20 protein-coding genes and 1 pseudogene are annotated in these 24,906 nt (G+C 26.8%); all 21 read left to right on the top strand.

Annotated elements, in window-relative coordinates:
- Positions 1-22: 22 nt before the first annotated feature.
- The 21 genes and pseudogenes from BGI42_RS13545 (at position 23) to murB (ending at position 24,656) form a co-directional block, all read left to right on the top strand.
- Positions 23-377, top strand: a pseudogene (locus tag BGI42_RS13545) (single-stranded DNA-binding protein).
- A 537-nt stretch (positions 378-914) separates the two neighbouring features.
- Positions 915-1,229 carry a DUF6514 family protein gene (locus BGI42_RS13540; protein ID WP_069680805.1) on the top strand — a complete coding sequence of 105 codons (315 nt, stop codon included), beginning with the start codon at positions 915-917 and terminating at the stop codon, positions 1,227-1,229.
- 73 nt (positions 1,230-1,302) lie between these two features.
- Positions 1,303-1,674, top strand: coding sequence for a holo-ACP synthase (acpS, locus tag BGI42_RS13535; RefSeq protein ID WP_069680804.1), 372 nt, complete (start codon positions 1,303-1,305; stop codon positions 1,672-1,674).
- Entirely contained in the window at positions 1,675-3,174 is a 1,500-nt protein-coding gene (locus BGI42_RS13530; RefSeq protein WP_084023892.1) for an NAD(P)H-hydrate dehydratase, read from the top strand.
- 65 nt (positions 3,175-3,239) lie between these two features.
- Positions 3,240-3,869: a germination lipoprotein GerS-related protein gene (locus BGI42_RS13525; RefSeq protein WP_069680803.1), complete on the top strand. Its 630-nt coding sequence runs from the start codon at positions 3,240-3,242 to the stop codon at positions 3,867-3,869.
- A gap of 353 nt (positions 3,870-4,222) precedes the next feature.
- Positions 4,223-4,477: a hypothetical protein gene (locus BGI42_RS13520; protein WP_069680802.1), complete on the top strand. Its 255-nt coding sequence runs from the start codon at positions 4,223-4,225 to the stop codon at positions 4,475-4,477.
- Positions 4,478-4,486: 9 nt separating this feature from the next.
- On the top strand, positions 4,487-4,840 hold the full coding sequence (locus tag BGI42_RS13515) for a type II toxin-antitoxin system PemK/MazF family toxin (RefSeq protein WP_069680801.1): 354 nt from the start codon (positions 4,487-4,489) through the stop codon (positions 4,838-4,840).
- Between the two features lie 403 nt (positions 4,841-5,243).
- Positions 5,244-6,068, top strand: a complete 825-nt coding sequence (locus BGI42_RS13510; RefSeq protein WP_069680800.1) for a transketolase — start codon at positions 5,244-5,246, stop codon at positions 6,066-6,068.
- On the top strand, positions 6,068-7,012 hold the full coding sequence (locus BGI42_RS13505; protein ID WP_069680799.1) for a transketolase family protein: 945 nt from the start codon (positions 6,068-6,070) through the stop codon (positions 7,010-7,012). The genes BGI42_RS13510 and BGI42_RS13505 overlap by 1 nt, the downstream gene beginning before the upstream one ends.
- Positions 7,013-7,681: 669 nt before the next feature.
- Complete coding sequence (locus tag BGI42_RS13500; protein ID WP_069680798.1) at positions 7,682-8,533, top strand: YitT family protein; 852 nt, start codon at positions 7,682-7,684, stop codon at positions 8,531-8,533.
- A 117-nt stretch (positions 8,534-8,650) separates the two neighbouring features.
- The gene (ftsE, locus tag BGI42_RS13495; RefSeq protein ID WP_069680797.1) at positions 8,651-9,337 is read left to right on the top strand and encodes a cell division ATP-binding protein FtsE; all 687 of its coding nucleotides are present in this window, start codon (positions 8,651-8,653) and stop codon (positions 9,335-9,337) included.
- Entirely contained in the window at positions 9,327-10,223 is an 897-nt protein-coding gene (gene ftsX, locus BGI42_RS13490; protein WP_069680796.1) for a permease-like cell division protein FtsX, read from the top strand. Before ftsE ends, ftsX begins: the two co-directional genes overlap by 11 nt.
- A 186-nt stretch (positions 10,224-10,409) precedes the next feature.
- Entirely contained in the window at positions 10,410-11,669 is a 1,260-nt protein-coding gene (locus tag BGI42_RS13485) for a S41 family peptidase (protein ID WP_069680795.1), read from the top strand.
- Positions 11,670-11,679: 10 nt separating this feature from the next.
- Positions 11,680-12,966, top strand: coding sequence for a PDZ domain-containing protein (locus tag BGI42_RS13480; protein WP_069680794.1), 1,287 nt, complete (start codon positions 11,680-11,682; stop codon positions 12,964-12,966).
- Between the two features lie 276 nt (positions 12,967-13,242).
- The gene (uvrB, locus tag BGI42_RS13475; RefSeq protein ID WP_069680793.1) at positions 13,243-15,216 is read left to right on the top strand and encodes an excinuclease ABC subunit UvrB; all 1,974 of its coding nucleotides are present in this window, start codon (positions 13,243-13,245) and stop codon (positions 15,214-15,216) included.
- A 4-nt stretch (positions 15,217-15,220) separates the two neighbouring features.
- Positions 15,221-18,043: an excinuclease ABC subunit UvrA gene (uvrA, locus tag BGI42_RS13470; protein WP_069681093.1), complete on the top strand. Its 2,823-nt coding sequence runs from the start codon at positions 15,221-15,223 to the stop codon at positions 18,041-18,043.
- A gap of 380 nt (positions 18,044-18,423) precedes the next feature.
- Positions 18,424-18,867: an FHA domain-containing protein gene (locus BGI42_RS13465; RefSeq protein ID WP_069680792.1), complete on the top strand. Its 444-nt coding sequence runs from the start codon at positions 18,424-18,426 to the stop codon at positions 18,865-18,867.
- 51 nt (positions 18,868-18,918) lie between these two features.
- Positions 18,919-20,109, top strand: coding sequence for an FtsW/RodA/SpoVE family cell cycle protein (locus BGI42_RS13460; RefSeq protein WP_069680791.1), 1,191 nt, complete (start codon positions 18,919-18,921; stop codon positions 20,107-20,109).
- A 2-nt stretch (positions 20,110-20,111) separates the two neighbouring features.
- Entirely contained in the window at positions 20,112-21,590 is a 1,479-nt protein-coding gene (locus BGI42_RS13455) for a peptidoglycan D,D-transpeptidase FtsI family protein (protein ID WP_069680790.1), read from the top strand.
- Between the two features lie 204 nt (positions 21,591-21,794).
- A complete protein-coding gene (gene uvrC, locus BGI42_RS13450) occupies positions 21,795-23,669 on the top strand; it encodes an excinuclease ABC subunit UvrC (RefSeq protein ID WP_069680789.1) in 1,875 nt (624 codons plus the stop codon).
- Between the two features lie 72 nt (positions 23,670-23,741).
- A complete protein-coding gene (gene murB / locus BGI42_RS13445; protein WP_069680788.1) occupies positions 23,742-24,656 on the top strand; it encodes a UDP-N-acetylmuramate dehydrogenase in 915 nt (304 codons plus the stop codon).
- The last annotated feature ends 250 nt before the right edge of the window (positions 24,657-24,906 follow it).

The following is a 24,906-nucleotide window of genomic DNA, read 5'->3' as shown; positions in this document are numbered from 1 at the left end:
AATATTCAGGAGGTGTAATATAATGAATAACATAGTATTAGTAGGAAACTTCATAAAGGACCCTGAACTTATGTATACAGAAAAAGATAATAAAACTTATAGTAAATTTATAATTGCTGTAGATAGACCATTTAAAAGTTTAGATGGAACTAGGAAAGCTGACTTAATACCTATAGTGGTGTGGGGAAAAAAAAGCAGAGGTTATATGTCGTTATATGAAAAAAGGAGATAGTATAAGCTTAAGCGGTAGATTAAGAACTGGTAGTTATGAAGATAAAGAAGGTAATAAAAGATATAGAGCAGAAGTTGTTGGAGAAAATTTTAAATTTTTAGGAAATAAAAGATCAGAAAAAGTTTCAGAGGAAAATTTAAGTTAAAAATAAAATATATAAAGGGCACTTTCATAATTAGATAAATATTTAAGTAATAATAATATAGTTAAAAATAAAATTTAAGGAAAATATTAATAAATTATTTTCCAAATGTTGAATTAATAAATAAATGTGATATAATAAATAATGTAAACGATAACTAAAAAGTTTTCAGTTTCAATTTTCAATTATGGTTATAATGAAATTTATGAGGTTAAAATGAGAAAAAATAAGCTATTTTAAGTAGAGTGGGTTTACTTAAAATAGCTTATTTTTTATTTTAGAATAATGTATAAAATTGTATATACAAATATAGACTAAAATTAAAATTAAATTTATATAATTTAATTAATATTCGACAAATACTTTAAATTTAATTTCAAATATATTTATTTATACGTTAATAAATAGCAAGTTTCAAAATTTATTGTCAATAAAAAATATATAAATAACTAAATATCAGGACATGCTTTGACATTTTATAAAACATTAATGTGATAATATAAACATGTGTTATAAATTAATAAGGGGTTGAAGAATTATATGAATATCATAGAAGAGTACACATCTGTAGATAATGAAAATAATTTTGAGTACAAATATAGGTTAACCAAATCACTATATAAGGGAAAAGTAGGATATGGTATAGAAGTACAAAGCAAAAGTCCAAATGATGTATTTTATGAAAAGGATTCAGTCAACTTAGTTTCAACGAATAGACATAATGTAAAAACTTTACTTACTAAATTATATGAAAATAGAGTTTCACCAATACATCTTATAGATATAATTGGAGAATATGTAGACAAGCATGTATATGAATTTGACAATTTTATTACTAAAGAGGCTGCAAATTAATTGTAAAATATTACTTAAATATTTTATTTAGTATATACTAAATAAAGTAACTTTCATTAGGAGGAGTAACATTTTGATAAAAGGAATTGGAACGGACATAGTAGAAATAGAAAGAATGAATAAAGCTATTGAAAATAATATAAATTTTATAAGTAGGTATTTTACAGAAAATGAAATTCAATATTTTAAATCAAGAAAATTTAAAGCTAATACAATAGCTGGAAATTTTGCTGGAAAAGAAGCTATAAGTAAAGCATTAGGAAGTGGATTTAGAGGATTTGGATTAAAAGATATAGAAATATTAAGGGATGATTTAGGGAAGCCAATAGTAAATTTAAGTAATAAACTGTATGAAAAATTCGATTTAAAAAATCATAATATTTTTGTTAGTATATCTCATAGTAATACTGATGCTATAGCATATGCAATAATAGAGGTGATATAAGTGGAAGTTATGTCTTCTAAGAAGTGTAAATTAATTGATGAAGTAACAATTAAAGAGATAGGGATTCCGAGTATTGTTTTAATGGAAAATGCAGCTAAATCAATAAGTGAAGAAATATGTGATATGGGAAAAAGTTTTATTGTAATATGTGGTCAAGGAAATAATGGTGGAGATGGTTTAGCTATATGCAGACATTTGTTTAATAAAGGCAAAAAAGTAAAAGTATATATCGTTGGAATTAGTGAAAATTATAGTAGTGATTTTAGAACGAATTTAAGTATATTAAGTAATTTAGAAGACATAGAAATTAAAAAGATTAAATCTGAAAAAGATATATTTAATGATTTAGTTATTAATATTAAGAACTCAGATGTCATAGTTGATGCATTGTTTGGTGTTGGATTAAACAGGGAACTTACAGGTATTTTTAAAACTGTTATAGAGCAAATAAATATTAGTTCAAAAAGAATTATATCAGTAGATGTTCCATCGGGATTAGATTGTGATGAGGGGATACCTAAAGGAATTTCAATAAAGGCAAATTATACGTATACATTTGAAGTTGTTAAAATGGGATTTTTAAATTATGAAGCTATTAAATATTTAGGAAATCTTAAAGTTGTAAACATAGGTATTCCTCAAAAAATAAAAGAAAAAAATAGTGATGGAATTTGTATATTAAGTGATTTTGAATATAAAGAATTAATTCCTAAAAGAAATATTTATGGACACAAAGGGAACTATGGTAGAGCACTTATTATTTCAGGAAATGTAGGGTTTACAGGAGCAGCTTTTATAACTACTGAATGTACAGTAAGAAGTGGTGCAGGGTTAGTTACTTTGGTTTGTCCTAAAGAAGTACAATCAATATTATCTAACAAACTAATAGAAGCTATGACATTGAATACAGAAGATAATAAATTAGATGACCTATTAAAGAAAGCTCAAGTTATAGCAATTGGTCCTGGCCTTGGAATTGGAGAAAAAGAAAGAAAATTATTTGAAAAAGTTGTAAAAAAAACAACTTGCCCTATAGTCATTGATGCAGATGCAATAACTTTGTTATCAAAAAATAAGTCATTGACCCAATATTTAGAGAATAGATCAATTATGACACCACATCCGGGAGAATTGGCAAGATTTTTGGACTTAAGTATTAGTGAAATCGAAAATGATAGAGTTGGTATATCAAGAAAATTCTTTGAGGATTACAGAATAAATTTATTGTTAAAAGGTTATAGAACAGTAATTTGTACTCATAGCAAAACTTACATAAATCAAACTGGTAATAGTAAAATGGCATCTGGTGGAATGGGAGATGCATTAACAGGTATAATAACAGGATTAGTAGCTCAAGGATCAAAAATTGAAGAAGCAGCTATTTTAGGATCTTATATACATGGAAAAATAGCTGATGAAATATCAAAAGATGCATTTATAGTTAATGCAAGAGATATTATAAGCAGTTTACCAAGAAAAATTAATAATATTATTAAGTAATTAAGAATAAAATAAAAAAACTTTTCATAATAGTAATAAGGTATTAATAAAGCTTTGGAGGAGTAATGGATAAGAAAAAAAATACATTAAAAAGAAAAATGCTTTTATCTACTTTATTACTTATACCAATTATAACTATTTTATTAATAGTTTTATTTAGGCATATTTTAATTCCTACAAATGAAGAAATTTTGAATTATGTTAAGAACATAAAAGAATATAGTACAGGCGTAGAGTATACATTTAAAAATTCTAGAGGCGAGATAAAGGAATTAACAACACAATATTATAGTAGTAACAAAGGATTAAGAATTGAATTTGGACAAGATAAAAAAACAGTAAAAGTTTACAATAAAGGAGAAATACAAGTAAAAGATTTTCAAGGAGAAGAATTTAAACTTGATGGAAATATTGATGTTATTTATCCATTAACATCAATAAATAATGTTTTATCAAATAAAATGTTAGGAGAGATAAAAGAGGGTGTTAAAGAATGGGGGGATGGCAACTATTTAGAAGTTGATTTAAAATACGATATGAATAACAAACATTTTGAAAAAGGAAAATTTTATATAGATAAAAAAACAAAATCACCTATATTGTTGAAGATATTTGATGTTAATGGAAATGAAAGAGTTATTGCAACTTATAAAGATTTTAAGATTGAACAGAATTTAAGTGATGAGTTATTTTAATCAATATATTTTTTTGAAAGCAAACTATTATGTGGAAGGATATGGACAACCTAAAAATAAAATATTTTTTAATCTATATAGTTAATATTCTTCCAATAAATTATTAAAATATTAGATTTAAATAAAATTAAGCCATATTAATATCCGAGAATTAGCTTAAGATTATTTCATAGAAAGTATCGAAAGATACATACGTTTTAGTTAATTAATTGTTATATATAATATAAAACAGTAAAACTCTTAATTTAATAAAAAATATATCACAAAAAAAGGACAATTCTTTTGACAAATTGACATAATTTGCAATATAATAAATATATACATAGGATTTTTGCTACTATGGAGGAGAAATTATGTCACATTTTAATAAAAATAAAAAAAATCAGGATATATTTTGTACAAATAAAAAAAAGAGTGAATTTATGAGTGATTCAATAATACTATATATTGATGATACGATTGAAGATATGAGTTTAGCCGATTTTGAATACTCAATGATAAAAGGTTATCAAGATATGGCAGAGTTAAATTTGGAACTTTCTAGAGATGGGATTGAAAAGCTATTAAGTGATATTAATGAATACGAGATATGGCTTTGCGGAGAGTGATTATTTGAAATGGCAACTATGGTAGTAAAAAGAGGAGATATTTTTTATGCTGATTTAAGTCCGGTTATAGGATCTGAACAAGGCGGAATACGCCCAGTTATTGTAATACAAAATGATATAGGAAATAGATATAGTCCTACTGTTATTGTGGCAGCAATAACTTCACAAATAAATAAGGCTAAATTACCTACTCATGTTGAGATATCTTCAGAAGAGTATGGTTTAAACAGAGATTCAGTTGTATTATTAGAACAAATAAGGACTTTAGACAAGCGAAGATTAAAAGAAAAAATTGGACATATGACTGATTGTGACATGAAAAAAGTTAATAAATCTTTAATCATAAGTCTAAATCTTAACTAAAATATAAAAAATTTATGGAGTAGATTCAATATCTACTCCTTTTTGTATATACTAATTATAGAATTCTTAAACATCAGAAAAGAGACAAAATTTAAGTTAATATAAATATTAGTTGATATGTGATAACAGATGTAAGTTGAGAAGTGATAGTTTAAATTTAAGGAAAAAACTTTTTAATGGAATTTAAATATGAAATTGCTAAATATATATTTTTTTAATTAGTGATATATATAATACTGATAAATTGTATAGCAAATATAGCAATATATAATTTATTAGTATATCATTATATTTATATATGTACATATATATACAAATATAAATAATTATGATAGAATAAATTGTATGTAACAAAGAAAAAATATGTTCTAGGTAAGGAATTTAATCATAGGAGGATTATAGTATGAATAATAACAAAGAAAAGCTTCAAGAAGTTTCAAAGCTTATAAGAAAAGACATAGTAACTATGCTTACTGAATCAGCATCAGGACATCCAGGTGGATCTTTATCAATAGCAGATATAATGAGTGTATTATTTTTTAATGAAATGAACATTGATCCTAAAAATCCTAAAAATCCTGATAGAGACAGATTTGTATTATCAAAAGGACATGCTGCACCAGCATTATATAGTGCTTTAGCAAGAAAAGGTTATTTTGATGTAGAAGAGTTAAAAACTTTAAGAAAAATAGGATCTAAATTACAAGGACATCCTAACATGAATGACTTACCAGGAATTGATATGTCAACAGGTTCATTAGGTCAAGGAATTTCAGCAGCTGTTGGAATGGCATTGGCAGGTAAATTAGATAATAAAAATTATAGAGTTTATACTATATTGGGTGATGGTGAGCTTGAGGAAGGTCAAGTTTGGGAAGCATCAATGTCAGCAGCTCACTATAAATTAGATAATTTGACTGCTTTTGTAGATTATAATGGACTACAAATAGATGGAAATATTTCAGATGTAATGAATCCAGCTCCGATTGATAAAAAATTTGAAGCTTTTGGATGGAATACATTAGTAATAGATGGTCATAATTATGATCAAATTTTAGAAGCAATTGAAAAAGCTAAAAATACAAAAGGAAAACCAACTGTTATAGTATGTAAAACAGTAAAAGGAAAAGGTGTTTCATTTATGGAAAATCAAGCAGGATGGCATGGAACGGCACCTAGCGTAGAACAACGTGATCAAGCATTAAAAGAAATTGGAGGGGAAAACTAATGGGTAATAAAATGGCAACTAGAGAAGCTTATGGTAAGGCATTAGTAAAACTTTCAAACATAAATAAAGATGTTGTAGTATTAGATGCAGATTTATCAAAGTCAACAAAAACAGCAGATTTTAAAGCTGCTTCACCAGAAAGATTTATAAATATGGGAATAGCAGAAGCTAATATGATGGGAGTTGCAGCAGGTCTTTCAACTTGTGGAAAAGTTCCATTTGTTAGTACATTTGCAATGTTTGCAGCAGGTAGAGCATTTGAACAAATTAGAAATTCAATTTGTTATCCAAATCTTAATGTTAAAGTTTGTGCAACTCATGCAGGATTAACAGTAGGAGAAGATGGAGCATCTCACCAATCAGTTGAAGATATTTCATTAATGAGAAGTGTTCCTAACATGACAGTAATAAATCCAGCTGATGGAATTGAAACAGAAGCTGCTATTTTAGCAGTAGCTGAATATAAAGGACCGTGTTATGTAAGACTTGGTAGATTGGCGGTTGAAAGTGTAAATAATAATGCTGATTATAAGTTTGAAATAGGAAAAGGCATAACATTAGCTGAAGGAGTTGATGTTACTATAGTAGCAACAGGAATAATGGTTAAATTAGCATTAGAAGCCAAGGAAGAGTTAGCTAAAGATGGAATAAATGCAAGAGTTATTAATATTCATACTATAAAACCAATAGATTCAGAATTATTAGTAAAAGCAGCTAAAGAAACAGGTGCTATTGTTACTGCAGAAGAACATAGCATAATTGGTGGATTAGGTTCTGCTGTATCAGAAGTATTAGCTGAAGAAATGCCAGTTCCAGTATTAAAAGTTGGAATTCAAGATACATTTGGTGAAAGTGGAAAACCAGAACAATTATTAAAAGCATACGGATTAACAACTGAAAATATAGTTGAAAAGGCTAAAAAGGCAGTATCAATTAAAAGATAATTAAATTTATTACGCATATAAAAATAAATAATAAGTGAAGATGCGACGGATATTTTGTGAAATACAATGACTTGGGTTCTGTTAATGGTTTTGCTATTAGTAGGTTTCAAGGAAGAATTGGTTAAAAAAATAAACTAGAATACTCTTAGTTATTTATTTGAATGTGCCTTATTAGGTAGCAATAGTATTTATTGCTACCTTTTTTTATTCTTTAAGAAACTATATTTTTTAAAATCTGAGGATAACTTAGATTATACTTTTGCTTAAAGGTTAAGAAATAAAACCTAAAGAATAAAAAATTATAGAAATTTTAAAGATTAAAAAGCTTATAAATCTAACTTAGATTAAATATTAGTTAAGATGTGGAGAGTGGAAAGTTGATAATTAGAGGAAAAATTCGTTTATAAAATTTAAAAATATATATTTTTAGAAAATCTTTAAAGTAGAATTTTTTATGTTTACAAGAACTATTGAATGTTTAAGTGTTGATATTAAAAGAAAAAAATGGGAAAATATAGAGTGATTATTACATATTTTGAATAATAAAAGGCAATTGTGGAAATATAAATTTATTAACATACTATAGAAAAATAAAATGCAAAATTTAATAATTTAATAATAGTTAAAATTAATAAAAAATATATTTTCCGGTAAATAGGGGGGATAATTATGAAAAATTTCATGAAAGAGTATGGAATAATAACATTAGGTATAATATTAGTTGCATTAGGAAATGAATATTTCTTTATACCTAATAATCTTGCTGGTGGTGGTGTAACAGGAATAGGTATTATAATAAATAAATATGCACCTAATATGTCAGTAGGAGGTATAACTTTTATATTAAATGCTGTATTGTTAATTGTATCTTTTATATTTATAAATGGGGATTTTGGGGTTAAAACAATATATGCAAGTCTAGGTTTATCAATAATAATGTGGTTTATAGAAAAATTCTTTAATCCAGTAGCGATATCCACAGATTTAATTATAGCTACAGTTTTTGGAACGATAATAGCAGCTATTGGTATGGCCTTAGTATTTAATCAAAATTCCTCTACTGGAGGAACTGATATATTAGCTAAGATACTAAATAAATTTTTAAATTTAGATATAGGAAAATCTTTGTTAATAGTAGATTTTATTATTACATTTGTAGCAGCGTTAGTATTTACTATAGATATAGGGTTGTATTCTATGCTTAGTGTAATAATCTTAGGAACACTTATAGACAAATTTATAGAAGGTTTTAATATATGTAAACAAGTGGTTATTATTAGCGAAAAAAATGATGAAATTAGTAAATATATAATAAAAGTATTAGAGAGAGGATGTACTTTTTTAAAGGGGGTTGGTGGTTTTACTGGAAATGATTCTACAGTTTTATATGCTGTATTAAGTAGGAATCAATTTATAAAGTTAAAAAGATTTATACAAGAAACTGATAAAAGAGCATTTATATCTGTAGGAGAAGTTCATGAAGTTTTAGGAGAAGGTTTTAAAGATATTCAAAAAGATTAAAAATAATAGAAGTTGTATATTTAATAAATTTGTATAACATTAAAAACTCTTCTATGATATAATTACTTTGTAAGTTTTACAGAGAAATTGTATAATTTCATCCAAAGGAGAGTTAATATGATTGAGTTTAAGAATATATCGAAAATATATGATAATAATGTTAAAGCATTAAGTGATGTAAATATAGAAATAAATGCAGGCGAATTTGTTTTCTTGGTAGGACCAAGTGGATCAGGAAAATCAACATTTATAAAAATGATATTGAAAGAAGTAGAACCAACTAATGGTAAGATAATAATAGGAAAGAAGGATTTATCAACTATAACTAGAAGACAAATACCTTATTATAGAAGAAAAATAGGTATGGTGTTTCAGGATTTTAGATTGATACCTAATTTAAATGTATATGAAAATGTTGCCTTTGCTATGAGGGTAGTGGGAGCATCACCAAGAGAAATAAGAAGAAGAGTACCTATGGTATTATCATTAGTGGGTTTATCTCATAAATATAAAATGTTCCCTAACGAATTATCTGGGGGAGAGCAGCAAAGAGTATCTCTTGCAAGAGCATTGGTAAATAATCCATCAGTTTTAATAGCTGATGAACCAACAGGAAATCTAGATCCAGAGACAGCTAGAGAAATAATGGAATTGTTAGATGATATAAATAAATCTGGGACAACTATTTTGATGGCAACTCATGCAAAGGATATAGTTGATTATATGAAAAAGAGAGTTATAGCAATTGATAGAGGAGAAATAGTAAGAGACGAAAAGAGAGGTAAGTATAAAGATGAGAATTAATACAATTACATATTTTATAAAAGATGCATTTACTAGTTTAAAAAGAAATAGAACTATAAGTTTTGCCTCAATACTTACAGTACTTATAACCTTCTTTGTTTTAGGGACATTTATATTATTAGCTGGAAACGTAAATGAAGCTATTAATAGTGTAAAAGATAAGGTTGAGCTTGAAGTATTTCTTAAAGATGATATAAAACTTATTGATCAAAGAGAAATAGAATTAAAGTTGAGAGAATTAGATGGTGTAAAGGATGTTGTATATAAATCAAAAGAAGAGGCTTATAAAAAAGTTAAAGAAACAACAAGTGAACATGAAGGTTTATTACAAGGGTATACTTTAGAACATAATCCATTTCCAGCATCATTTACTGTAAAGCTTGAATCACCTGAATATGCGAATAATATAAGCCAAGCTTTAGAGGGGTTTACAGGAATTGAAAAGATAGATAATCAAAAACAAAAACAGGTTGTTGATGGAATAGTTAAATTTGTAAAAGGTATAAATATAGTTGGTGGAGCATTATTTATAATATTAGTTGGGGTATCTATTTTCTTAATAATGAATACAACAAAATTAACGGTTTATTCAAGAAGAAGAGAAGTTGGAATAATGAAATTTGTAGGAGCTACCGATTGGTTTATAAGATGGCCTTTTATAATAGAAGGTATGGTAATTGGAATTTTAGGTTCTACATTATCATGTGTAATATTATTCTTTGCTTATAAAGGATTATTTAGTTGGATATCATCAATGATGATGTTTGTTACACTTGTACCTCCTATGTACATTTTAAAAGTTATGCTATTGGAATTTGTAATAGGTGGAATTTTAGTTGGTGGAATTGCTAGTGCATCGGCTTTAAGAAAATTCTTAATAGTATAATTTAACATAAATAAGAATAGAATTAGTTTATAAATAGAAATAATGGACCAAGTATTCTTTAGATATTTTTAATTATTAGAATAAATAGAGTATTAATACTTTATTTATTCTAATAATATAAATAAGTAAAATATATTAAAGAGTAGTGGTTTATTATTTTTTTTATACGAAAGGGAGTCTAAAGCGGTGAATTATTTAAAAAGAGATGAGGAAAAGCGTAGAATAAATAAAGTATGGCAAATAATTATAATTACTGCCATGTTAGTTGTTAGTGGTATAGGCTGCGTATTTGTAGGAAATTATTTAGCTACAAAAGGTATAATATTAACTACAGCTTCATCAAAAGTTTCAAGTGAATTAAAACAAATGAAAGATGTGGATAAATATTCAGCATTATTTCAAGTGAGAGAAGCGTTAATATCAAAATTTGATGGTGAAATAGATGATAATGTTTTATTAGAAGGAGCAATTAAAGGTATGACAGCATCTTTAAAAGATCCTTATACAGTATTTATGAATAAAGAAGAGTTTGGTAAATTTATGGAACAAACTACAGGTAGTTTTATGGGAATAGGAGTTCAAGTTGGAGTAAAGAATGATAAAATAACAATTATATCTCCAATAGAAGGATCACCAGCAGCTTCAGCAGGATTACAAGCTGGCGATGTAATACAAAAAGTAAATGATATTGAATTAAATGGAGAAGAACTTGATAAAGCAATATCTATGATTAGTGGAAAAGAAAAAGCAGAAGTGAAATTAACAATTGCTAGAGGAGAAAATGATACATTTGATGTAAATGTAACTAGAGATGTTATAAAGGTACAGTCAATAAGAGGAGAAATGATTAATTCATCTGTTGGATATATACAATTAACTTCTTTTATGGATGAAAATATTACAGATGATTTTAAAAATAAAATAACAGAATTGAAAAACTCAGGAATGAAAGGTTTAATACTAGACTTAAGAGGAAATCCAGGTGGATTACTTTCACAAGCAGTTGGAGTAGCATCTCAATTTATACCACAAGGAAAAATAATAACTTATACTATAGATAAATATAATAATAAAGCAGAATCACCAGCTATTAGTGGAATAGCTGAAGGTTTCCCTTTAGTGTTACTTGTTGATGGAGGAAGTGCAAGTGCATCAGAGGTTGTTACAGGAGCATTAAGAGATTATAAAGCTGCAACTATAGTTGGAACAACTACATTTGGAAAAGGAATAGTTCAACAACCTATAAGATTTTCAAATGACATAGGTGGACTTAAAGTAACAGTTTCAAAATACTATACTCCTAATGGAGAAAACATTCATAAAAAGGGGATACTACCTGATTATGAAGTAAAAATACCTAAAGATTTATTTAAAGAAAAATATGATAGAAACATAGATCCTCAATTTAATAAAGCTTTAGAAGTAATAACGCAGAAGCTTGATTAGGGGGATTAATATGGAATTAATATTTTATACTTTAAGAGGTGTGGCTGGTGCAATAGTAAATCCAGCCTTAATGATTGTACTGGTTTTTTTAGGAATAATATTATATTTAAAAAATAAAAATTTAGTTATTATGCAAAAATTAATCCTAGGGGATAATATAAATACTCCTCTAGAACTTACATTATCGCAAATTGTACTAGGAATATTAGCAGGTTCTATAGGTAGTTTAATATTGAGTGTTTTAGGAATAAGATTTTGGGAAAATTCAGGAATAATATATTTATTTATGATTTCTATAGTTTTAATGTTTATAAAACCTAGATTTATTTGTTTTTCTTATTCAGGAGCATTATTAGGGGCTATTAGCATAATAGTAAAATTATTGTCTAATTTTATTCCTTTATTGAAAAATACTAATATTTTCAATATTGATATAATATATCTTATGACATTTATAGGTGTACTACATATTGTTGAAGGTTTTTTGGTTATGATAGATGGAGATAGAGGATCAATACCTATTTTTAGTAATAAAAATGGAAGAATAATAGGTGGATTTTCTTTTAATAGATATTGGGTTTTATCTATAGCAATATTAATGTTAGCTTTATCAAATAAGGATACAAGCAATTACATAACAACTACTATACAAACTCCTAATGGATGGCCATTCATATCTGGAGAGTTAAGTGATAAATTATTAACTTTAGCTACAATTTCTGTAATGCCACTTTATGCTGTTGTAGGTTATTCATCAATTACATTTACAAAAGGGAAAAAAGAAAAAGTATTACATTCAGGAATCTCTATATTAATTTATGGGATATGTTTAGCAATAGTAGCTCAAATTGCTAGATTTGGTTTGTTATTTAAGGTGTTAGTTATAGTTTTTGCACCTTTTGCTCATGAAATGATGATTAAAGTTCAAAGAAATAATGAAAATAAATATGAACCTAAATTTATGAGTGATGAAGAAGGACTAGTTGTGTTAGAAGTTGTACCTAATGGAATAGCTTACAATTTAGGTATAAAATCAGGAAATAAATTAATTTCAGTAAATAATAATAATGTAAATTGTGAATCGGATGTATTAATTATTTTAAAAGAAAATTTATATAATGCGACTTTTACAATTAAAGATTCAAAGGGTAATATAAAAGATATACCTGTTAAAACTACAAAAGGAAAAAGACTTGGTATGATTTTAGTTCCAAGAGCTATAAAAGAAAAAGATAAAATATGTGTAGAGGAAAATAAGTTTTCTGATATATTAAATAATATAAAAGAAAAACATTAAATATAATATAAATTTAAAGTCAATAATTAAATAAGAATTATTGGCTTTTTTATTGTGTAAAAAAATAACATATAAACTTTATTTTAGATTGATTTATAAAATGTTTATAAGTTGAAAAAACTAATAGGAAATTAGCAATTTAAATTTATAATAAAGAAATCTTAGTGTATTTATAGATAAATTATTAAATGAGTTTATGTTGACTTAGATTATAATGAAAAGTAAAATAGAAATAAGTAAATACGAATGTTTGTTCGCAAAATGAGGTGTTATATTATGGGAGAATTTAAAATACATTCAAAATTTAAACCTACAGGAGATCAACCACAGGCTATTGACAGTATAGTAAAGTCAATTAAAGATAATAATAGATGTCAAACATTACTTGGTGTAACAGGGTCAGGTAAAACATTTACTATGGCTAATATAATAGAAAAATTGCAAAGGCCAACTCTTATTTTAGCTCATAATAAGACTCTTGCAGCACAATTATGTTCTGAATTTAAAGACTTCTTTCCAGATAATATAGTTGAGTACTTTGTATCTTATTATGATTATTATCAACCAGAAGCATATGTACCACAAACTGATACTTTTATTGAAAAAGATGCATCTATAAATGATGAAATAGATAAACTTAGGCATTCAGCTACTTCTGCATTATTTGAGAGAAGAGATGTAATTATAGTTGCATCAGTTTCATGTATATATGGTCTTGGTAATCCAGATGAATATAAGAAGTTAACTATAAGTTTAAGAAAAGGAATGGAAAAAGAGAGAGATGAAATAATAAAAAAGCTTATAGAAATTCAATATGAAAGAAATGATATAGATTTTTCAAGAGGTACATTTAGAGTAAGAGGAGATTTGTTAGATATAATTCCATCATCAACATCAAGCAAAGGAATAAGAATAGAATTTTTTGGTGATGAAATTGATAGGATTAGAGAATTCGATGTATTAACAGGAAAAATAATAGGAGAGAGAAATCATGTTTCAATTTTCCCAGCATCTCACTTTGCAACTTCAAAGGAAACTTTAGAAAGATCGTTATCAGAGATAGAGAGTGAGTTAGAAGATAGATTAAGAGAACTTAATTCTCAAGAAAAGTTATTAGAAGCACAAAGATTAAGACAAAGGACTAATTTTGATATAGAGATGATAAGAGAAATGGGTTATTGTAGTGGAATAGAAAATTATTCAAGGATACTTGATGGAAGGGCGTCTGGAACTCCACCTAAAACATTAATAGATTATTTTCCAGAAGATTTTCTATTATTTATTGATGAAAGTCATGTTACATTGCCACAAGTAAAAGCTATGTATGCAGGGGATAGATCAAGGAAGAATACATTGGTGGATTATGGATTTAGATTACCATGTGCTTATGATAATAGACCATTAAAATTTCAAGAATTTGAGAAAAAAATAAATCAAGTAGTATTTGTTAGTGCAACTCCAGCTCAATATGAGTTAGATAATTCAGATGTTATATCAGAACAGGTTATAAGACCAACAGGATTATTAGATCCAGAAATTATTGTTAAACCAGTAAAAGGTCAAATTGATGATTTATATGCAGAAATTAAGGAAACAATATCAAAAGGATATAGAATATTAATTACGACTTTAACCAAAAGAATGGCCGAGGATTTAACTAAATATATGATAGACCTTGGAATAAAAGCAACATATATGCATTCTGATATTGATACCATTGAAAGAATGAAGATTATTAGAGATTTAAGATTAGGTGAATATGATGTTTTAGTTGGAATAAATCTTTTAAGAGAAGGATTGGATATACCAGAGGTGGCTTTAGTTGCTATATTAGATGCAGATAAAGAAGGATTCTTAAGATCAGAAACATCATTAATTCAGACAATAGGAAGAGCTGCAAGAAATTCAAAAAGTAAAGTAATAATGTATGCAGATAATATTACTAAATCAATGAAAAAAGCAATTAGTGAAACTGAAAGAAGAAGAAAAATACAAACTGAATATAATAAAAAACATGGAATAATTCCACAAACAATTAATAAAGAGGTTAGAGAAGTAATAGAGGCTACAAAGGTTTCAGAAGAAGCTACAGAATATGATGTTAAGGAAACAAAACCTTTAACAAAGAAGGAAAAAGATAAGCTTATAAAAGAATATACAGATGAAATGATGCTTGCAGCTAAAAATCTTCAATTTGAAAGAGCGGCACAATTAAGAGATAAGATAGAAGAATTAAATGGAAAAGAGTGATAAGATGAATGATAAGATAATAATTAAAGGGGCAAAAGTCAATAATTTAAAAAATGTAAGTTTAGAGATACCAAGAGATAAATTAATCGTGTTTACAGGATTATCAGGATCAGGAAAATCATCTTTAGCATTTGATACATTATATGCAGAAGGTCAAAGAAGATATGTAGAGTCACTGTCTTCTTATGCAAGACAATTTTTAGGACAGATGGATAAGCCAGATGTGGAATATATAGAAGGGTTGTCACCAGCTATATCAATAGATCAAAAGACAACAAGTAAAAATCCAAGGTCTACTGTAGGTACTGTAACAGAAATATACGATTATTTAAGATTGTTATATGCAAGAGTAGGTATTCCACATTGTCCTAAGTGTGGAAAAGAAATTGCTAAACAATCTGTGGATCAAATAGTGGATAAAATAATTTCATATGGGGATAAAACAAAAGTTCAAATTTTAGCTCCAATAGTTAGAGGTAGAAAGGGAACTCATGAAAAAATATTAGAAAATATTAAGAAAAATGGATTTATAAGAGCTAGAATTGATGGAGAAATGTATGATTTAACTGAAGAAGAAGTTAAATTAGATAAAAATAAAAAACATAACATTGAGGCTATTATAGATAGAATAGTGATAAAAGAAGATATTGAAAAAAGACTTACTGATTCAGTAGAAATGGCACTTAAACTTGCAGATGGTCTAGTAATAGCTAATATAGTAGGAGACGAAGACATATTATTTAGTGAAAATTTTGCATGTCCAGATTGTAGTATTAGTATAGGTGAATTGGCGCCTAGATTATTTTCATTTAATTCGCCTTTTGGAAAATGTGATTGTTGTGATGGATTAGGAACATTATTTGAATTTGATGAAAATTTAGTTATACCTAATAAAGAGTTAAGCATCATGGGAGGTGCTATAGCAAGTTGGGGAGCAGGAAGATTAAAAGAAGAATCTTGGACATTTGCTATATTAAAAGCATTAGAAAGAGAATTTGGATTACGACTTGATGTACCTATAAAAGATTTAAGCAAAGAAGAAGTAAATTTATTATTGTATGGTACTAATGGAAAAAGAATAAAGGTTGATTATGTAAAAGAAGGGGTAAAAGCTACTTATAATTATTCATATGAAGGAGAAATAAATTCTTTAAAGAGAAGATATAGAGAAACTAATTCAGATTACATAAAAAATGAAGTAGAACAATATATGAGTGATAATTATTGTCCTAAATGTAAAGGTGCTAGACTAAAAAAAGAAGCTTTATTTGTTAAGGTAGGAGAAAAAAATATATATGAATTTACTAAAATGCCAATAAACGAGGAATTAGAATTTTTAAATAGTTTAGAGTTTTCACCTAAAAATAAAATAATAAGTGAACAAATTGTAAAAGAGATCAGAAATAGACTTCAATTTTTACTTAATGTAGGATTAGATTATTTAAATTTATCAAGAAAATCAGGTACATTATCAGGTGGAGAATCTCAAAGAATTAGATTAGCAACTCAAATAGGATCATCACTTATGGGAGTATTATATATACTTGATGAACCTAGTATTGGATTACATCAAAGAGATAATGATAGACTTATAAATACTTTGAAAAATCTAAGAGATGTAGGAAATACAGTTATAGTAGTTGAGCATGATGAAGACACTATAAAGGAAGCTGATTGCATTGTTGATATTGGACCGAGAGCAGGAGAACATGGTGGTGAAGTTGTAGCAGTAGGAACTGTAGATGAAATAAAAGAATGTAAAGAATCTATAACAGGTCAATATTTAACAGGAGAAAAGTATATTAAGGTTCCTAAAGAAAGAAGAAAAGGTAATGGAAAAGAAATAAAAGTAATTGGTGCCAAAGAAAATAATTTAAAAAATATAAATGTATCTATTCCATTAGAAACATTTACTGTAGTAACAGGTGTTTCTGGATCTGGTAAAAGTACATTTGTTAATGAAATATTATATAAAGGATTAAATAGACTAATAAATAAGAGCAAAAATCCAGTAGGAAATCATAAAGAAATAATTGGATATGAAAATATAGATAAAATAATAGATATAGATCAAAGTCCAATAGGAAGAACTCCAAGATCAAATCCAGCAACATATACAGGAACATTTGATGTAATTAGAGAATTATTTTCTCAAACTAATGAAGCTAAGATGAGAGGATATAAACAAGGTAGATTTAGTTTTAATGTTAAAGGGGGAAGATGTGAAGCTTGTTCTGGTGATGGAATAATAAGAATTGAGATGCAGTTTTTATCGGATGTATATGTACCCTGCGAGGTATGTAAAGGAAAAAGATATAATAGAGAAACATTAGAGGTAAAATATAAGGGTAAAAACATAGATAATGTTTTGAATATGACAGTAGAGGAAGCATTAGAGTTCTTTGAAAACATACCAAGAATAAAGAATAAATTAAAGACATTAAATGATGTTGGATTAGGATATATTAGATTAGGGCAACCATCTACGCAATTATCAGGAGGAGAAGCTCAAAGAATAAAGTTAGCATCTGAATTATCTAAAAGAAGTACGGGAAAGACGTTATATATATTAGATGAACCAACAACAGGTTTACATATAGACGATGTTAATAGACTTATAGAAATATTACAAAGATTAGTTAATGCAGGTAATACAGTTGTTGTTATTGAACATAATTTGGATATGATAAAATGTGCAGATTATTTAATAGATTTAGGACCGGAAGGTGGAGATAAGGGTGGAACTGTTATAAAGACAGGAACTCCTGAACAAATAAGTAAATGTGATAAATCATATACAGGCAAGTACTTAAAAAAATTACTATAGAATTTATAAAATAAGATTAGTATAAATTAAAAAAAGTAGAGATTTATAATATTTATTAATAACTTACACAAAATATTTTTTTATATTTTGTAGTAAGTTATTAATAAATTTTAGACATTTTAATTTGATTTATTAATTTTTCATTAAGATATTATTATAATGATATTCATAATATAGACATTTGTATAAGATAAATTTTAAAATATGAATATAAGTTTAAAATATAATATTAAGATAATGATGATTATAAATAATATAGGAATTTTTCAGAATAAAGGATTTAATGATAAATTTAAAATGGTATGTTTATAATATCATAATTACTATTTTTGTTGTATAATCATTATTATGATGTAGTAAATATGTATTGAGGTGAAATTATGGATTTTTCAAAAATATCCGCAGGAATATTTGCAACAATTTTCATTGTGGTTTTATATTTTATAATTTATTATGCTTTAAAAATAATGTATAAAGATATAAAAGGTGGAGGAAGAAGAAGAAGACCATCTCATTCTAGAGGTAGTTTTGGATTAGAGGTATTAAAGTTAGGCGAATCTATAGATTTAAAAGAGGGCTCGGTAATTCCAATAAGAAATGATTTAACGATTGGAAGAAAAAGTGAAAATTCTATTTCTCTTTCAGATCAGCATGTTTCAGGCAATCATGCGAGAGTATTTATAAGAAATACTGGACTGTTTGTAGAAGATTTAAATAGTACTAACGGAACTTATGTTAATGGTAATAGAATAAAAGGGAAACAAAAATTATCTAATAAAGATGAAATAAGAATAGGTACTTCTATATTTAAAGTTCTTAGCTAGATAATCAACGGATGAGGTGATAAAGTGAAACGAAAAGGTGATACCCAGTTAATGATATTGACATATATATTATGTATGTCTCTTTTTGTGAATTTAGCTATTTTAAAAGATCCAATAGATAAAGGTGCAATATATATGGGGGCAATAATATGTGTGTTAATAACAGTGGCTAAGCTTTTGATGAACAAATTTTATCCTAATGGAGATAGGTTTTTATTTATATTTTCATGCATATTATCGGTTATAGGTATTTCTATGTTATATAGGTTGAATTCTGCAGTTGCTATAAAACAATTAATTTGGGTTATAATTGGAATAATAGTATATATGTTTATAGTAATTTTAATACCTGATATACGGGAATTTGCAAAATATAAAAATGTATTTTTAATTCTAACATTAATATTAATGCCATTAGCATTAATACATGGAACAGAAATTAATGGTGCTAGAAACTGGGTTAGGATTGCAGGAACTAGTTTCCAACCATCAGAATTCGGGAAAATAGTATTTGTATTATATATTGCATCAGCTATTCAAAAATATGAAGACAAAAACAATATAAAAGGAGATTTTAAGCAACTTTGGGAGCCAGCTTTGGTGGTAATGTTTTCATTAGGAGCTATGGTACTTCAAAAGGATTTAGGCTCTGCTTTAATATTCTTTGGAATATCAGTAACTATGCTTTATGTTGGAACCGGTAAAAAGAAATATGTAGTAATAAGTCTTATATTATTTTTAATTGGTGCATTTGTAGCATATAAATTATTTGGTCATGTAAGACAAAGAGTTGAAATATGGAGAGATCCATGGAGTGATCCAAGTGGATTAGGTTATCAAATAGTTGAAGGAATGTATGCTATATCATCAGGTGGGTTATTTGGTAGTGGACTTGGTCAAGGATATCCAGGGTTTATTCCTATAAATACATCAGATTTTATTTTTGCAGTAATTTGTGAAGAACTTGGAATAATAATTGGTCTTGGAATTATGATAATATATTTTTTAATGTTCTATAGAGGAATGAGATATGCAGTTTTTATAAAAGATAGATTTTCTCAATTAACTGCAGTTGGTTTTAGTGCAATGATAGCTTGTCAGGTATTAGTTATTATAGGCGGAGTTTTTGCAGTAATACCTTTAACAGGCATAACTTTACCACTTATCAGTTATGGTGGTTCCTCAGTTATAACTATGTTTTTTGCTCTTTCAATACTGCAAAAAATATCAGAGGAGGACTAATTATGAAAGATATTTCAGATAGTGTAAAAAAAGTAATGATAGTTTTTCTATTTTGTTTTGTAGCACTTATTTCATATATAGCATATTTTCAAGTGTTTAATGCACCAGCAATAGCAGAACAACAGGGAAATAAAAGATTAAATGCAAGAAGAAATGAGGTCCTAAGGGGAACGATATATGATAGAAATCAAAATCCGTTAACTAAAAGTGAGAGAAAAAATGCTCTCACTCAAAAAAGAGAATATGTATATGGTGACTTATATACTCATGTTTTAGGATATGTTGATCCAGTATATAGAGCTACAGGATTAGAAGCATCATATGACAAAGAGTTATCAACATATAGTTCTATAAGTAATACATTTTTAAATTTAACTAAAGATTTTTCAATGGAAAATTTAAAGAATGCATTTAATAATAGAAAAGAAGAAGAAAACAAGATAGGTAATAGTATTATAACTACATTGAATACGGATATTCAAAAGGTTGCATATGATGCTCTTGGAAATAATAAAGGAGCAGTAGTGGCTTTAGATCCTAAGACAGGAGAAGTTCTTGCTATGGTATCTAAACCAACATATGATCCTAACAATTTAAAAGCATCAATGGAAGCAGCTAATGAGGGCAGTGCGGATGATAGTCCACTTATAAATAGAGCCACAGGAGGATTGTATCCACCCGGTTCAACATTCAAAACAGTAACTCTTACAAGTGCTTTAGAGAATATCGCAGGAATAACTGATAGACAGTTCCAAGATGATGGTAAACTTGTATTTAATGATAGTCATTCATTAAGTAATGCAGGTGGAGCAGCTTATGGAAGTTTAGATTTAAAAGAAGCTTTCAGAGTTTCAAGTAATGTTGTTTTTGGAGGATTAGCCATGGAGCTAGGAAATGACAAATTAAAAACTACAGCAGAAAAGTTTGGATTTAATAATTCAATAGAAGCAGATGGCTTTATAATACAAAAGAGTAAATTTCCAACTCTTAAAAGTTATGAAGTAGGTAGTATAGCTCAATCTGGTATAGGTCAAAGTAGCATTTTAACAACGCCTATGCAAATGGCTTTAGTTACTAGTACCATAGCTAATGATGGTGTTATGATGAAACCTAAATTAGTTAATAAAGTTATTGATAAAGATGGAAATACAGTTAAAACAGTTAACTCTAAAAAAATTAAACAGGTTATGGATGCAAATGAAGCAGCTATAATAACTGATTATATGAAAAATCTAGTTGATTCTAGAGTTAATGGAAGTTGGAGAGTATTTAGTGGTACAGAAGCTTGTGGTAAAACAGGAACAGCAGACTATAAATTACCAAATGGTAGAGATGCTAAACCACATTCATGGTTTATAGGATTTGCACCAGAAAATAATCCCAAAGTTGCAGTTGCTGTTATTGTTGAAAATGGAGGATTTGGTGCTGGAATAGCTGCACAAGTAGCGGGGAAAGTTATACAATCTTCATTATCTCAATAATAAATTGTTTTAAATTAATTTATGTAACAATTTATTAACTTTATTAAGTTAAAAATAAAATATAATTAAATTAACGCTATGTTTAAATAGTTTATAACTATTTTAGACATAGCGTTAATTAAATATTTATAATATAATGTCGATATTATATTATAGTATAAATATTATTAGAATACATGAGAATATATTGTGGAGGTGATTTAAATGTTTGATTTAAAGAATCAACTTAAAGTTTTACCAGATAAACCAGGAGTATATTTAATGAAAAATTCTCTTGGAGAAATTATTTATGTTGGAAAAGCAAAAATTTTAAAAAATAGAGTAAGACAATACTTTCAAAATTCTAAAAATCATTCTGAAAAAGTAAAAGCTATGGTAAAGAATATTACAGAATTTGAATATATAATCACTGACTCAGAAATGGAAGCATTAATACTTGAATGTAATCTAATTAAAAAATATAGTCCAAGGTATAATATTCTTTTAAAAGACGATAAATTTTATCCATTTATAAAGATAACTTTAAATGAAGAATTTCCTAAGGTTTTTATTACCAGAAAATATGCTAAGGATGGAAATAAATATTTTGGACCATATACTAATATAGCATCTGTTTATGAAACTATGAATCTAATAAAAAAGATATTTACAATACGAACATGTAAAAAGTCTATAACAGAAGGTGGAACACCAACTAGGCCATGTTTAAATTATCATATAAAGAAATGTAATGCTCCTTGTGCTGGATATATTTCTAAAAAGGAATACAGAGATATGATAAATGAGGTGATGGATCTTCTTAGTGGAAAAAATAAAAATTTGATGAGTAAACTTCAAAAAGATATGGAAGAAGCCTCAAAAAAATTAGAATTTGAAAAGGCAGCTTCATTACGAGATAAGATAATAGCTATAGAGAATATAGTAGAAAAACAAAAGATATTTAAATCTCAAGCTGGAGATGAAGATTTTATTAACTTGTATAAAGATGAAAAAGACTGCTGTGTTCAAGTGTTCTTTCTTAGAGAAGGAAAAGTTACAGGCAGAGAACATTTTATATTAGAAAATAGTACATATCAAGAAGAAAGTAGTATTTTATCTCAATTTATGATTTCTTTTTATGGAGGAACAGCTAAGGTACCAAAAAATATTTATGTTCCTCAAGAACAAGATACTGAAGCTTTAGAAGAATTTTTAAAGATAAAAAAAGGTTCTAAAGTTAATGTAAAGGTGCCTAAAAAAGGTACTAAAAAAGAAATGTTGGAATTAGTAAAAAATAATGCAAAGCTTACTTTAGATCAATTTAAAGAAAAACTATTAATGGACAAAGAGTTAAACAAACGTTGTTTAGAAGAATTAAAAGATCTATTAGATTTAGATGATATACCAAATAGAATAGAATCTTTTGATATATCTAATATTCAAGGGGTAGACTCAGTTGGCTCTATGATAGTTTTTGAAAATGGAAAAGCAAAGAATAGTGATTATAGGAGATTTAGTATAAAATCGGTTAAAAATGGAAATGAATATGATAGCATGAGAGAAATTTTAGAAAGAAGATTTAATCATGGATTAAGAGAAATAAAAGAGATACAAGAGAGAAATCTCCAGTTTTCAAATGGAAAATTCTCTAACTTTCCTGATTTAATTATGATGGATGGTGGAAAAGGTCAAGTAAATGTGGCTAAAGAAATATTAAATAAATTAGGTATAGAAATACCTGTTTGTGGATTAGTAAAAGATGATTACCATTCAACAAGAGGGATTATTTATAATAATAAAGAGATTATTATAAATAGAAATTCTAGTCTTATGCAATTTATAAGAAGAATACAAGATGAAGTTCATAGATTTGCTATAACATATCATAGAAGTTTAAGAGATAAAAGAACTCTTCATTCAATTTTAGAAGACATACCTAATGTTGGCACAAAAAGAAGAAGAGCATTACTTATGAAGTTTGGTAGTGTTGAGAATATAAAAAATGCAAAATTTAAAGAATTATTATCTACAGAATCAATAGACAATAAGGCTGCAAATAGTATAATATCTTATTTTAAAAAACATGAACATAATTCTTAATTTATGCTATAATAGTACGGAAATAATAATATTTACTTAAAAAATCAATATAAGTATTTGAGGAGTTTTATCATGAATCGAAATAAAAACTATAAAGTTTTATTTAGTAATTTATACAAAGATGTACAAATGCATGAAAATGCAAAAATGAGTGAATATACAAATTTTAGAGTTGGGGGACCAGTAAATATACTTTTAACTCCAAATACTAAAGAGCAAATAATAGAAACTATAAAAATATGTAAAGAAAATAATATACCTTTTTATATTCTTGGAAATGGATCTAATGTTTTAGTAAAAGATTCTGGAATAAGCGGAGTTGTTATAAAACTATCAGAATTTAATAATATAGTTAGAAATGGAAATATAATAAAAGCAGAAAGTGGCGCATTATTAAAAGATGTATCAGATGAAGCTTTAAAGGCATCATTAACTGGATTTGAATTTGCATGTGGAATTCCAGGCAGTGTAGGTGGTGCTGTATTTATGAATGCAGGAGCATATGATGGAGAAATTTCATTTATAATTAAAGAAGCAGAAGTAATGGATGAAAAAGGAAATGTAATCACTTTATCAAAAGATAAATTGGAGTTAGGATATAGAACTTCAATAATAATGAAAAAAAACTATGTAGTAATAAGTGCAACCTTCAGTCTTAAATATGGAGAAAAAGATAAAATTGAAGGAAGAGTATCTGAATTAACACATAGGAGAGAAAATAAGCAACCTTTAGAATTTCCATCTGCAGGTAGTACATTTAAAAGACCAGAAGGATATTTTGCAGGTAAATTAATTCAGGATGCAGGATTAAAAGGATTTACCTTAGGGGGAGCTGCTGTGTCTGATAAACATTCTGGTTTTATAATAAATAAAGGAAATGCAACAGCTAAAGATATTCTAGATTTAATAGAACATGTTCAAAAAGAAGTAAAAAAACAATTTGGTGTAGATTTGTATCCAGAAGTTAGAATAATAGGCGAAGATTAATTATAAAATATAATAAAAATAATAGTTCAAAAGTTTTAGTATTTTTGAACTATTATTTTTTTGAAGTTATATAAATTTTAAGCTATGTTGTAGTAGAATTTTCATATATATAACTTCATCTATTGAATATATAAAGGCACGTTTAAAATGAAGATAATTTTGAAGATAAAAAATGTTGATTAAAAAAATAAATTTATTAATTAAAAACATATATACCACTTTTTTAGTGTAATGTATACTTTAATATATG

The organism is Clostridium taeniosporum, assembly GCF_001735765.2.
Classification (GTDB): domain Bacteria; phylum Bacillota; class Clostridia; order Clostridiales; family Clostridiaceae; genus Clostridium; species Clostridium taeniosporum.
The sequence above is the reverse complement of the archived record's forward strand: the minus strand, read 5'-3'. Positions and strand labels throughout refer to the sequence as shown.

Excerpts from the sequence above, each read along its gene's own strand:
- BGI42_RS13540 (WP_069680805.1), top strand. The coding sequence starts at position 915 with ATGAATATCATAGAAGAGTACACATCTGTAGATAATGAAAATAATTTT.
- BGI42_RS13525 (WP_069680803.1), top strand. The coding sequence starts at position 3,240 with ATGGATAAGAAAAAAAATACATTAAAAAGAAAAATGCTTTTATCTACT.
- BGI42_RS13520 (WP_069680802.1), top strand. The coding sequence starts at position 4,223 with ATGTCACATTTTAATAAAAATAAAAAAAATCAGGATATATTTTGTACA.
- BGI42_RS13515 (WP_069680801.1), top strand. The coding sequence starts at position 4,487 with ATGGCAACTATGGTAGTAAAAAGAGGAGATATTTTTTATGCTGATTTA.
- BGI42_RS13510 (WP_069680800.1), top strand. The coding sequence starts at position 5,244 with ATGAATAATAACAAAGAAAAGCTTCAAGAAGTTTCAAAGCTTATAAGA.
- BGI42_RS13505 (WP_069680799.1), top strand. The coding sequence starts at position 6,068 with ATGGGTAATAAAATGGCAACTAGAGAAGCTTATGGTAAGGCATTAGTA.
- BGI42_RS13500 (WP_069680798.1), top strand. The coding sequence starts at position 7,682 with ATGAAAAATTTCATGAAAGAGTATGGAATAATAACATTAGGTATAATA.
- ftsE (WP_069680797.1), top strand. The coding sequence starts at position 8,651 with ATGATTGAGTTTAAGAATATATCGAAAATATATGATAATAATGTTAAA.
- ftsX (WP_069680796.1), top strand. The coding sequence starts at position 9,327 with ATGAGAATTAATACAATTACATATTTTATAAAAGATGCATTTACTAGT.
- BGI42_RS13480 (WP_069680794.1), top strand. The coding sequence starts at position 11,680 with ATGGAATTAATATTTTATACTTTAAGAGGTGTGGCTGGTGCAATAGTA.
- uvrB (WP_069680793.1), top strand. The coding sequence starts at position 13,243 with ATGGGAGAATTTAAAATACATTCAAAATTTAAACCTACAGGAGATCAA.
- uvrA (WP_069681093.1), top strand. The coding sequence starts at position 15,221 with ATGAATGATAAGATAATAATTAAAGGGGCAAAAGTCAATAATTTAAAA.
- BGI42_RS13465 (WP_069680792.1), top strand. The coding sequence starts at position 18,424 with ATGGATTTTTCAAAAATATCCGCAGGAATATTTGCAACAATTTTCATT.
- BGI42_RS13460 (WP_069680791.1), top strand. The coding sequence starts at position 18,919 with ATGATATTGACATATATATTATGTATGTCTCTTTTTGTGAATTTAGCT.
- BGI42_RS13455 (WP_069680790.1), top strand. The coding sequence starts at position 20,112 with ATGAAAGATATTTCAGATAGTGTAAAAAAAGTAATGATAGTTTTTCTA.
- uvrC (WP_069680789.1), top strand. The coding sequence starts at position 21,795 with ATGTTTGATTTAAAGAATCAACTTAAAGTTTTACCAGATAAACCAGGA.
- murB (WP_069680788.1), top strand. The coding sequence starts at position 23,742 with ATGAATCGAAATAAAAACTATAAAGTTTTATTTAGTAATTTATACAAA.